At 70.5% G+C, this 11,438-nt stretch carries 11 protein-coding genes; 8 read left to right on the top strand and 3 right to left on the bottom strand.

Annotation, left to right across the window (positions count from 1 at the left end):
* The 7 genes from hpt to AC1DVZ_RS07020 all read left to right on the top strand — a co-directional run.
* The coding region (hpt, locus tag AC1DVZ_RS07050) for a hypoxanthine phosphoribosyltransferase (RefSeq protein WP_477617466.1) at window positions 1-504 on the top strand (504 nt) is incomplete at its 5' end.
* Window positions 505-659: 155 nt separating this feature from the next.
* A complete protein-coding gene (gene ftsH / locus AC1DVZ_RS07045) occupies window positions 660-2,756 on the top strand; it encodes an ATP-dependent zinc metalloprotease FtsH (protein ID WP_477617465.1) in 2,097 nt (698 codons plus the stop codon).
* A complete protein-coding gene (folE, locus tag AC1DVZ_RS07040; protein ID WP_477617464.1) occupies window positions 2,746-3,339 on the top strand; it encodes a GTP cyclohydrolase I FolE in 594 nt (197 codons plus the stop codon). The genes ftsH and folE overlap by 11 nt, the downstream gene beginning before the upstream one ends.
* A gap of 65 nt (window positions 3,340-3,404) precedes the next feature.
* Window positions 3,405-5,072 carry a phosphatidylglycerol lysyltransferase domain-containing protein gene (locus AC1DVZ_RS07035; protein ID WP_477617463.1) on the top strand — a complete coding sequence of 556 codons (1,668 nt, stop codon included), beginning with the start codon at window positions 3,405-3,407 and terminating at the stop codon, window positions 5,070-5,072.
* A complete protein-coding gene (gene folP, locus AC1DVZ_RS07030; RefSeq protein ID WP_477617462.1) occupies window positions 5,069-5,914 on the top strand; it encodes a dihydropteroate synthase in 846 nt (281 codons plus the stop codon). The genes AC1DVZ_RS07035 and folP overlap by 4 nt, the downstream gene beginning before the upstream one ends.
* Window positions 5,915-5,986: 72 nt before the next feature.
* Window positions 5,987-6,871 carry a 2-amino-4-hydroxy-6-hydroxymethyldihydropteridine diphosphokinase gene (gene folK / locus AC1DVZ_RS07025; protein ID WP_477617461.1) on the top strand — a complete coding sequence of 295 codons (885 nt, stop codon included), beginning with the start codon at window positions 5,987-5,989 and terminating at the stop codon, window positions 6,869-6,871.
* On the top strand, window positions 6,868-7,344 hold the full coding sequence (locus AC1DVZ_RS07020) for a DUF3180 domain-containing protein (protein ID WP_477617460.1): 477 nt from the start codon (window positions 6,868-6,870) through the stop codon (window positions 7,342-7,344). The genes folK and AC1DVZ_RS07020 overlap by 4 nt, the downstream gene beginning before the upstream one ends.
* Window positions 7,345-7,371: 27 nt before the next feature.
* Here the strand turns inward: AC1DVZ_RS07020 and AC1DVZ_RS07015 are convergent, their stop codons facing one another.
* Both AC1DVZ_RS07015 and AC1DVZ_RS07010 read right to left on the bottom strand, forming a co-directional pair.
* A complete protein-coding gene (locus tag AC1DVZ_RS07015) occupies window positions 7,372-8,505 on the bottom strand; it encodes an NADH-quinone oxidoreductase subunit D (protein WP_477617470.1) in 1,134 nt (377 codons plus the stop codon).
* A 108-nt stretch (window positions 8,506-8,613) separates the two neighbouring features.
* Complete coding sequence (locus tag AC1DVZ_RS07010) at window positions 8,614-9,186, bottom strand: hypothetical protein (RefSeq protein WP_477617459.1); 573 nt, start codon at window positions 9,184-9,186, stop codon at window positions 8,614-8,616.
* Window positions 9,187-9,279: 93 nt separating this feature from the next.
* Here AC1DVZ_RS07010 and AC1DVZ_RS07005 point away from each other — a divergent pair, with 93 nt between their 5' ends.
* Window positions 9,280-10,482 (top strand): cytochrome P450, encoded by a 1,203-nt coding sequence (locus tag AC1DVZ_RS07005; RefSeq protein ID WP_477617458.1) that lies wholly within the window; start codon window positions 9,280-9,282, stop codon window positions 10,480-10,482.
* Here the strand turns inward: AC1DVZ_RS07005 and AC1DVZ_RS07000 are convergent.
* Window positions 10,466-11,410: an SAM-dependent methyltransferase gene (locus AC1DVZ_RS07000; protein WP_477617457.1), complete on the bottom strand. Its 945-nt coding sequence runs from the start codon at window positions 11,408-11,410 to the stop codon at window positions 10,466-10,468. The two genes, AC1DVZ_RS07005 and AC1DVZ_RS07000, sit on opposite strands and share 17 nt — an antisense overlap.
* Window positions 11,411-11,438: the final 28 nt, after the last annotated feature.

Genomic DNA, 11,438 nt, shown 5'->3' with positions numbered 1-11,438 from the left:
GAGGAGGAGATCCACGCCAGGCTCGACGAGCTCGCGACCGAGATCTGGGCGGAGTACGAAGGCAAGGACCTGCTCCTCGTCGGGGTCCTCAAGGGCGCCGTCATGGTGATGGCCGACCTGTCCCGCGCGCTTCCCGGCACGGCACCGGTCGACTGGATGGCCGTGTCGTCCTACGGCTCGGGCACGAAGTCCTCGGGTGTGGTCCGCATCCTCAAGGACCTCGACACCGACATCACCGGCAAGCACGTCCTCATCGTCGAGGACATCGTCGACTCCGGGCTGACGCTGTCGTGGATCAGGGCCAACCTGGAGTCCCGCTCGCCGGCCTCGGTGGAGATCTGCACGCTCCTGCGCAAGCCCGAGGCCGCGAAGGTCGAGATCGACGTCAAGTGGGTCGGCTTCGACATCCCCAACGAGTTCGTCGTGGGGTACGGCCTCGACTACGCCGAGAACTACCGCAACCTGCGCGAGGTGGGCACCCTCGCCCCCCACGTCTACGCCTGAGGCGTACTCGGAACACTGAACCCATCCGGGTCGTTGTCCAGCACGAGCCACCGGAGCACTGCGTAGTACCGTCGTGGTAGAGCCGAGCCCAGGCCGGGCAACGGCACCCAGCGTCAGCGAGCAGGAGGAACGGGGCGGCCAGCCCCGCTACACACATGGATTTCAAGCGCATCCTTCGGGCCCCGTTGTTCTGGGTCGTCGCCGTCATCGCGATCACGCTGATGGTCTTCAGCCTCAGCGACGCCGGTGGCTACACGCGGATCGACACCTCCGCCGCACAGCAGCTCATCACCGAGAAGAAGGTGGAGCGCGCCGTCGTCACGAACAACGAGGTGGTCGACCTCGACCTCAAGAAGGGTGTGACCTACTCCGACGGCAAGAACGTCAAGGGCGCGACCAAGGTCCGCACGCAGTACGTCGAGGCTGCCGGTCCCTCGTTCATCAAGCTGCTCGAGGACAACGCGCCCCCCGGACGCATCAACCAGGTCATCAAGGACACCAACCCGCTGCTGTCGCTGCTGGGTTCGCTGCTGCCGATCATCATCCTGCTCGGCCTCTTCTGGTTCCTGATGAACCAGATGCAGGGTGGCGGTTCGCGCGTCATGCAGTTCGGCAAGTCCAAGGCCAAGCTCGCCACCAAGGACACGCCCAAGGTCACCTTCGCGGACGTCGCCGGCGCCGACGAGGCGGTCGAGGAGCTCCACGAGATCAAGGAGTTCCTGGCCGAGCCGGCGAAGTTCCTCGCTGTGGGTGCCAAGATCCCCAAGGGTGTCCTGCTCTACGGCCCTCCCGGCACGGGCAAGACGCTGCTCGCCCGCGCCGTGGCCGGTGAGGCCGGAGTGCCGTTCTACTCGATCTCGGGTTCGGACTTCGTCGAGATGTTCGTCGGTGTCGGTGCCAGCCGGGTGCGCGACCTGTTCGAGCAGGCCAAGGCCAATGCCCCGGCCATCGTCTTCGTCGACGAGATCGACGCCGTGGGCCGCCACCGCGGCGCCGGCCTCGGCGGTGGGCACGACGAGCGTGAGCAGACCCTCAACCAGCTGCTGGTCGAGATGGACGGCTTCGACGTCAAGACCAACGTCATCCTCATCGCGGCGACCAACCGTCCCGACATCCTCGACCCGGCCCTGCTGCGCCCGGGCCGCTTCGACCGCCAGATCGCGGTCGAGGCTCCCGACATGATCGGCCGGCACCGCATCCTCGAGGTCCACTCACAGGGCAAGCCGATGGCCACGGGCGTCGACCTGCTGGCTGTCGCCCGCCGGACCCCCGGCTTCACCGGTGCCGACCTCGCCAACGTGCTCAACGAGGCCGCCCTGCTCACGGCACGCAGCGACGGCAAGCTCATCGACGACGCCGCCCTGGACGAGGCCATCGACCGCGTCATCGCGGGCCCGCAGAAGCGCACCCGGATCATGTCCGCCAAGGAGCGCAAGATCACGGCCTACCACGAGGGTGGGCACGCGATCGTGGCAGCGGCCATGAACCACCTCGACCCCGTGACCAAGGTGACGATCCTGCCCCGTGGCCGCGCGCTCGGCTACACGATGGTGATGCCGACCGACGACAAGTACTCCACGACGCGCAACGAGATCCTCGACCAGCTGTCCTACGCCATGGGTGGCCGCGTGGCCGAGGAGGTCGTCTTCCACGACCCCACCACCGGTGCCTCGAACGACATCGAGAAGGCCACCGGCATGGCCCGCAAGATGGTCACCGAGTACGGCATGAGCGAGCGCGTCGGCGCCATCAAGCTCGGCCAGTCGCAGGGCGAGGTCTTCCTCGGCCGCGACATGGGCCACCAGCGCGACTACTCCGAAGAGGTCGCCAGCATCGTCGACGAAGAGGTGCGCAAGCTCATCGACGCCGCCCACGACGAGGCCTGGCACGTCATCAACGACAACCGCGACATCCTCGACCGGCTGGTCCTGGACCTGCTCGAGCACGAGACGCTCAACGCCAAGGAGCTCGCGGCCATCTTCGAGCCGATCCGCAAGCGTCCCGTGCGCCCGACCTGGCTCTCCAGCGAGACCCGGTTCCTCTCCGACCAGCCGCCCGTCCTGACCCCGGCCGAGAAGGCAGCCCAGAACGGCTCGGCCCCGGTCCTGGAGTCTGCGGGCAGCAACCGCCAGACCGCCGAGGCGATCGACAAGGCGGCCGAGGCCGGCGCGGTCAAGGCTCACGAGGAGCACCCGCCCACCCAGGTGATCGAGGTCCCCGAGGGTGGCCAGGTCGATCCGAATGGCCTCTGAGGGCAAGCCTCACGTGGTCGACCAGCCGCGTGCGGAGGCGGCCGTGCGTGAGCTGCTCATCGCCATCGGCGAGGACCCCGATCGCGAGGGACTGGTCGAGACCCCCGCTCGCGTCGCACGGGCCTACGGCGAGTTCTTCGCGGGACTGGCCCTCGACCCTGCGCAGGTCCTCTCCAAGACGTTCAAGATCGAGCACGACGAGATGATCCTGGTGCGCGACATCGAGGTCTACTCGATGTGCGAGCACCACCTCGTCCCCTTCCACGGCGTGGCCCACGTCGGTTACATCCCCGCCAAGGACGGCCGCGTGACCGGGCTGTCCAAGCTGGCCCGGCTCGTCGAGATGTATGCCCGGCGACCGCAGGTGCAGGAGCGGTTGACCACTCAGGTCGCCGACTCCCTCGTCACCCACCTCGGCGCCCAGGGCGTCATGGTCATCGTCGAGTGCGAGCACCTGTGCATGTCGATGCGCGGCATCCGCAAGCCAGGGTCGCGGACCATCACCTCGGCCGTCCGCGGCCAGCTGCGCGACCCGGCCACCCGGGCCGAGGCCATGGCGCTGCTGCTGGGGGGCAAGCGGTGAGCGGACGCGAACTCGCGCGCCCCACCACCCCTGCCAGCACCAATAGCCGGCTCCCCGAATTCCTCATGGCGTCCAAGGCACCTCGACTGCTCGGGAACCTCACCTATCTCGTCGGCACGGTGGACCTGCTGACCGGCCTGCTGCACTCCTGGCGGCTGCACCTGCACGGTCTCACCGAGATGCTCCCCGGGGCACTGTCCGATGCTGCGGCGGCTGCCACGGTCGTGTCCGGGATCTTCCTGATCGTGCTCGGACACTCGCTCAAGCGCCGCAAGCGGCGGGCCTGGCGGGCGGCAGTCGGACTGCTCGCCCTGTCGGTCGTCCTCCACGCCATCAAGACCGAACCCGCCTCTGCCGCCATCTCGCTCGTCGGGCTCGGGCTGCTGGTGCGGTACCGCGCCGAGTTCCGCGCCCTGGGCGACCCGACGACCCGCTGGCGGGCCGTGCGTGCATTCGTCGTGCTGCTCGCGGTCTCGGTCCTGGCCGGCGGTCTGGTCATCTGGCTCAACCGCCGCGACATCGTGGGCGGCTTCCCCGGGCCGGGGGAGTTCGTGCAGGAGCTGGGCCTGGGCATGGTCGGCGCCGACGGACCCCTGGCCTTCACCCAGGACCGGGCCGCCGACATCGTCGGGTCACTGCTGCTGGGCCTCGGGCTGATGACGCTGCTGACGCCGGTCTACCTCGCGCTGCGTCCCGCCGAACCCGTGCCGTCCCTGACCGCCGACGACGAGGCCCGGCTCCGCGCCCTCGTCGACCGGCACGGCGACTCCCTGGCCTACTTCAACACCCGTCGCGACAAGTCGGTGATCTGGTCCTCGTCCGGCAAGGCGGCGATCGCCTACCGCGTGGTGTCCGGCGTGATGCTGGCCAGTGGTGACCCGGTGGGTGACCCCGAGGCCTGGTCCGGCGCCATGCACGCGTTCCTCGCCGAGGCGGACGCCCACGCGTGGACGCCGGCCGTGCTGGGCTGCTCCGAGCACGCCGGCACGATCTGGGTGCGTGAGACGGGCTACACGGCGCTCGAGCTCGGCGACGAAGCCGTCGTCGACGCCTCCAGCTTCACCCTCGAGGGCCGGCCCATGCGCAACGTGCGCCAGATGGTGGGCCGGGTCGCTCGGGCCGGGTATGCCGTGGACGTCTGCCGCGTCCGCGACGTCACCACCCAGGTGCGTGACCGCGCGATGGCGGATGCCTCCGCGTGGCGGTCGAGCGCCACCGAGCGCGGGTTCTCCATGGCGCTCGGCAGGTTGCTCGACGAAGGCGACCCCGAGTGCGTGTTCGTGGCCGCACGGCAGGATGGGGTCGTGCGAGCCTTCCTGCAGTTCGTCCCCTGGGGTTCCGACGGGATGTCCCTGGACGTCATGCGCCGCGACTCGAGCGCGGACGCGGGGGTCAACGAGCTGATGATCACCGAGGCGCTCGCCGCCGCCCCGGGTCTGGGCGTGCAGCGGGTGTCGTTGAACTTCGCGGCGTTCCGCTCCGTGCTGGAACGCGGTGGCAAGCTGGGTGCGGGGCCCGTGCTCAAGTCCTGGCGACGGGTGCTGCTCTTCGCGTCGCGGTGGCTGCAGATCGAGAGCCTCTACCGGTTCAACGCCAAGTTCCAGCCGCAGTGGCAGCCGCGGTTCCTCGTCTACCCCTCGGGATCGGACCTGCCGCGGGTCGGACTGGCCGCCCTCGAGGCGGAGGCGTTCCTCACCTGGCCCACCCTCGGCCGGCTCGGCGGTGGCGCATGAGCACTCCGTGGCCCCTGCAGCGGGCCGACGGGTTGCCGGTGGTCATGGGCGTGGTCAACGTGACCCCCGACTCGTTCAGCGACGGCGGCCAGTGGTTCGAGCCGTCCGCGGCGATCGAACACGGCCGCGAGCTGGTCTCCCAGGGCGCCGACATCGTCGACGTCGGCGGGGAGTCGACCCGGCCCGGTGCCGAGCGTCCGTCGCTGGCGGAGGAGAAGCGTCGGGTGCTTCCGGTCGTCGCCGCCCTGGCCGCAGCGGGCGCCGTCGTGTCGGTCGACACCATGCGCGCCGAGGTGGCGGCCGAGGCACTCGCGGTCGGGGCAGCCATCGTCAACGACGTCAGCGGCGCGATGGCCGACCCCGAGATGGCCGCCGTGGTCGCCGGGGCCGGCGTGCCGTTCGTGGCGATGCACTGGCGGGGCCACAGCGTCGACATGCAGTCCCGGGCGGTCTACGACGACGTGGTCGCCGATGTCGTGGCCGAGCTGTCCCAACGGGCTGCGCAGCTCGTGGCTGCGGGGATCGCTACCGACCGGATCGTGCTCGACCCCGGCTTCGGGTTCGCCAAGCTGACCGGGCACAACTGGTCGCTCCTGCGCGGGCTCGACCGGCTGCTCGACCTCGGCCACCCGGTCCTGGTGGGCACTTCGCGCAAGACCTTCCTCGGCCGGATCGGGGTGCCGGCGGGGGCTGAGCCACGGCCACCCCTGGATCGCGACGTAGCCACTGCCGCGACGTCCATGCATGCCGCGCAGCTGGGAGCGTGGGGTGTGCGCGTCCACCACATCCCCTCCACCCTCGATGCCATGCGGGTCGCCCGCGCCATCCAGGAAGCCCAGTGACGGATCCAGTGAGACGGGCAGGATCGACAGAGGTGCAGCAATGACACGGGCAACATCGACAGAGATGCAGCGATGACGGATCAGATCGTCCTCAAAGGGATTTCAGCCAAGGGCTACCACGGTGTCCTCGACTTCGAGAAGCGTGACGGACAGACCTTCGTCGTCGACGTGACCATGCACGTCGACCTCGGGCCGGCGGGCACGAGCGACGACCTCGCCGACACGGTCAACTACGCGGAGGTCGCGGGTGACGTCGTGGCACTCATCGAGGGCGACTCCCTCGACCTGATCGAAGCCCTCGCGTCCCGCATCGCCGACCGCGTGCTCGCGCGGCCCCTCGTCGAGGCGGTCGAGGTCGTCGTCCACAAACCCGAAGCCCCCGTGGGGCACCCGTTCACCGACGTGCAGGTGCGGGTCAGCCGCGAACGCCAGTCGCACGTCGTCATCGCGATGGGCTCCAACGTCGGCGACTCCATCGAGACCCTGCACGACGCCGCCATCTCGCTCTACGGGCTCATCGACATCATCGAGGTGTCCTCCGTCGTCGAGACCGACGCGGTCGGCGGTCCCGACCAGCCGGCATACCTCAACGCTGTGGTGACGGGGACGACCCACCTCGCGCCGTCCTCGCTCCTGGCCGGACTGCACGACATCGAGCGCGCGCACGGACGGACCCGCGAAGTCCGATGGGGCCCGAGGACCCTGGACCTCGACCTGATCCAGTACGGCGACCCGGTGTTCGACACCGACATCGTCATGGACAGCCCCACGCTCACCCTGCCGCACCCGCGGGCCCACGAACGCAGCTTCGTGCTCCTGCCCTGGCTCCAGGCCGACTCGGAGGCGGTGCTGCGCGTGGGCGGCCAGGTCCGGCGGGTGGCCGACCTGGTCAGCGGGATGGACGTGTCCGGCGTTCGCCCGGGGCCCGACATCGACCTGCTGGAGGGGCCGTGGTGAACCAGGGGCACGGCCTGCGCTGGGCGCAGCTCGCCGGGATCACCCTCGTCGTCGGCCTGCTGTCGTGGCTCGGCTGGCGGCTCTACCTCAACGCCGGTCACCTGCTCGGGCCCGCGTCCTGGGTCTCGGCCGTCATGCTCGTCGCCATGGCGGTTCTCGTCATCGGGGCCGGGCTTCCGGTGCGCCGCTTCCTGCGCGGGGAGGCGCGCAAGTCGCTCAGCCCGATCAGGGCAGCCCGCACGCTGGTCCTCGCCCAGGCCGCCGCGCTCACGGGATCAGGCGTGCTCGGTTGGTACGCCGCGCAGGCGGCGCACGCGCTCGCGGACGTCGACCTGCCGGGCTACCGCAACCTGCTCTGGCGGCTGCTGTCGCTCTGCACGGCGTCGTTGGTGCTCACGACGGCGGGGATGCTGACCCAGCGGATGTGCCGCGTCGACCCGCCCGGCGACGCGGACCGCGACTCGCACGCCTGACGAGGCGACCACCTCCTCACGAGGCGGCTACTTGTCGACGTCGCCCACGACGAAGAACATCGAGCCGAGGATCGCCACCATGTCGGCGATGAGGTTGCCGGGCAGCACCTCGGCGAGCACGGCGACGTTGTTGAACGACGCCGACCGCAGCTTGAGGCGCCACGGGGTCTTCTCCCCGCGCGACACCAGGTAGTAGCCGTTGAAGCCGAGCGGGTTCTCGGTGGCGGTGTAGAGATCGCCCTCGGGCACCTTGAGCACCTTGGGCAGCTTCACGTTGACCGGACCCTGCGGAAGCGACCTGAGCCGGTCGAGGCACGCCTCCGCGAGGTCGAGGCTCACGTGCACCTGCTCGAGGAGCACCTCCAGCCGGGCCAGGCAGTCGCCAGCCGTGCGCGTCACCACGCGACCGGGTCCGCCCTCGGCGAACAGCTCGGCATAGGCGAGGTAGGGCTCGTCGCGCCGCAGGTCCATGTCGACGCCGGCAGCACGGGCAATCGGACCCGAAACCCCATACGCCGCAATGACTTCCGGCGACACCACGCCGACCCCGCGCGTGCGGGCCTCCAGGATCTCGTTGCCCACGATGAGCGCCTCGAGATCGGGCAGTCGCCCACGGACCGCTGACACGGCATACGCCACGCGGTCGAGCCATCCGGCCGGGAGGTCCTCCTTGAGCCCGCCCACCCGGTTGAACATGTAGTGCATCCGGCCGCCCGACGCCTCCTCCATGACCGCCTGCAGCTCCTCGCGCTCGCGGAAGGCGTAGAAGATCGGGGTGATGGCGCCGAGCTCGAGGGGGTAGGAGCCGAGGAACATCAGGTGGTTGAGCACCCGGTTGAGCTCGGCCAGCAGGGTGCGGGCCCACACTGCCCGCTCGGGCACCTCCATGCCGAGCATCCGCTCGACGCCCAGCACCACGCCCAGCTCGGAGGAGAAGGCCGACAGCCAGTCGTGGCGGTTGGCCAGGACGATGATCTGGCGGTAGTCGCGGACCTCGAACAGCTTCTCGGCTCCGCGGTGCATGTACCCCACGATCGGCTCCGCCGACACGATGCGCTCGCCGTCGACGACGATGCGCAGCCGGAGCACGCCGTGGGTTGCCGGGTGCTGCGGGCCGATGTTGAGGACCATGTCCGCCGTGGCCAGGCCGCCGGCGCCCATGCCGACGGTGAGCTCGCGTCGGCCTTCCGTCGTGGTCACCGCGCCAGTCTGCCGTATGCCGCGTGGTCGCCGCCGTGCACGGGCGTCAGGTCAGGCGGTGGTGCAGGGTCAGCCGGGGCAGCCGGGGATGTTCTGCATCGACGTGGCGCTGCCGTTGGCGTCGATCTGCACGAGCACGGTGTTCTCGCGGTCGGCCAGCCCCTTGAGGGCGGAGGGAGCGACCGACTTGACCTGCAGCGGCTGGTCCTTGTCGATGCAGTGGCTGTAGAGGATCCGTGCTCCGGCAGCCACCGGGATCGTGTAGGTCAGCCTGGCGTTCTGGTTGGTGTAGGGCACCGCGCCGACGAACGGGCCCGTGGGCACGCCGCTCTTCGCCAGCGTGGCATCGTCCAGCTTCTTCCACGTCCAGCGGTCCAGCTCGATGACGGCTGTGCCCGCGACCGAGCTCACCTTGGTCACGACGCCGAAGTCGAAGGCGCGGCCCTTGACGTCCGACTTGGGGGCCTTGGGGGTGGTCGGCTTGTTGCCAGCGGGAGGCTTCGCAGTCACGGTCGGCGTGACCGTCACGGTGACGTCGCCACCGGTGGCGGGAGAGTCGGACCCACAGGCAGACAGCAGGGCACCGGCCGCGAACGCGGCCAGGGTCGCGGCGGTCGCGCGCAGGTGGTGCTGGTGCTTCATGGGGACAGGGGTCCTTTCGAGTGACAGCAACAGTCAAGTTTGCCCTCGAAGGAGCGCCTGACAAAACCGGGCGATCTGCGGCAGGCTGATCGCGTGCCCGCCCAGCCCGCCGTCGACGCCGCCGACCTCCTCGATCTGGGAGACCCCGCAGTCGTCGCAGACCCCTACCCGCACCTGGCCGCACTGCGCACGGTCGCACCGCTCGCGTGGCACAGCGGCCTGGGTGTCTGGCTCGCGAGTGGACACGCCGAGGCCGGTGCCGTCCTGCGTGACCGACGCCTGGGCCGGGTGTTCGCACCCCGCACGCCGGATGCCGACTGGGACACCTTCAACTGGCTGCACGCCGACTCGATCCTCGACAGCGAACCGCCGAAGCACACCCGGCTGCGGCGCCTCGTTGCCGGCGCGTTCGGACGGGGTCACGTGCAGCGCCTGGCTCCCCGCATCCAGGAGCTGGCCGAGGGGCTGCTCGCGGAGCTGCCCGCTGGCGAGTTCGACGTCATCGAGCACTACGCCGAGCCCTTGCCCGTCCTCGTGATCGCCGAGCTGCTCGGTGTCCCCGAGGCCGATCGGCACCACCTGCGCCCCTGGTCCCAGGCCATCGTTCGGATGTACGAGGTGGGCCGGACCCCGGCCGACGAGTCGGCGGCGCGCGAGGCCTGCGGTGCCTTCGCGGCATACGTCGAGGAGCTCGCGGCGCACCGCGCCGAGGCGCCGGGTGACGACCTGCTCACCGACCTCGTCACCGCTCGCGACGGGTCGGACCGGCTGTCGGCCCACGAGCTCGTGGCCACGGCGGTGCTGCTGCTCAACGCGGGGCACGAGGCGAGCGTCAACGGCTTCGGCAACGGGATGCACTCCTGGCTCACCGCGGCCGACCGGGTGGAGCTGGACGTCGCCGACGATGCGGCCGTGTCGCGCCTGGTGGAGGAGTTCCTGCGCCACGACTCGCCCCTGCACCTGTTCGAGCGCACCGCCAAGGAACCCGCCGAGGTGGCCGGTGTGGCGCTCGAACCCGGCGACAAGGTGGCGGCGCTCCTCGGTGCGGCCAACCGCGATCCCGCGGTGTTCGCCGACCCCGACCGCTTCGACCCGACGCGAGACCCCAACCCGCACCTGGCGTTCGGGGCCGGGATCCACTTCTGCATCGGTGCGCCACTGGCCCGGCTGGAGCTCGAGATCTCGGTGCGCACCATGCTCGCCCGGTTCCCGGACCTGGTCGTCGTCGAGGCGCGGCGTCGCCCGACGTTCGTGCTCCGGGGGTTCGAGCGACTGGTCGTCAGCCCACGCGCTTGACCGCCCACAGGAAGTCGCCGAAGCCGCCGGGTGCGGTGAGGGCTGCGGCGGCTGACGAGGTGGCCAGCCCCCGCAGGTAGGCCTGGGGGTCGCTACTCGCCAGCTCCAGGGGTGGGTGCCGCCCGTCCACGCCCAGCCCGCGCAACGCCGTGCGCTGGTCGAGCAGCTCGTCGTGGTCGAGGGTGTCCATGGCGACGTGCGCGGTCAGGTCGCAGGTCCCGTCGGGCACGGGCGGGACCAGCTGCCCGCGCCGGTATGCCGCGAGCGTGCCTCCCAGGGGGCGGTCACCACCGCGGTGGCCGTAGTCCACGGCGACGAGGACGCCGCGGCGGACGCGGCCGACGAGCTCGGCCCACGCACGGTCGCGGGGGAGCCCGACCTCGACCCGATCGCCGATCGCCGTTGTCTCCCAGTGTGTTTCGGCCCAGTCGAGGTCGTCGCCACCGACCTCTCGGCCGAGGGACTCCTGACCGGTCTGCACGTCCACCTGCACCAGCCGGAGGGTCCCGTCGCCATCGATCTGCGCCACCGGGCACGGCACGACGTCGAGCCATTCGTGGGCGAAGACGAGCACCTGGTCGAGGTCGCGGAGGCCCGACGGCAGGGCTGGACCGCCCGGCGAGACCTGCCACTCGATGGACGGGGCGAGGTCCCGTGGTCTGGCGACCACGTCGACTCCGGTGAGGCGCAGGGTCGGGTCGACGTCATGCACGTGGGTGAGGAGCTCGCCACGGCCGGCGCCGACGTCCACGACCTGGGTGAGGCCGTTCTCTTGCGCCAGCTGTGCGACCGCGCCCGCCAGGACCTCCCCCAGTGAGCCGTGGGTGGCCGTCGTGAAGTGGCCTGCCGGACCCGGGGAGCCGCGGTAGAAGCCGTCGGGACCGTAGAGGGCGCCCTGCCAGGCCGCCTGCCAGTCGAGGAGGGTCACCCGGCCAACCTATGCCGAGCCGTGTGGG

Source organism: Pedococcus sp. P2_E5 (assembly GCF_056403895.1).
The sequence above is the reverse complement of the archived record's forward strand: the minus strand, read 5'-3'. Positions and strand labels throughout refer to the sequence as shown.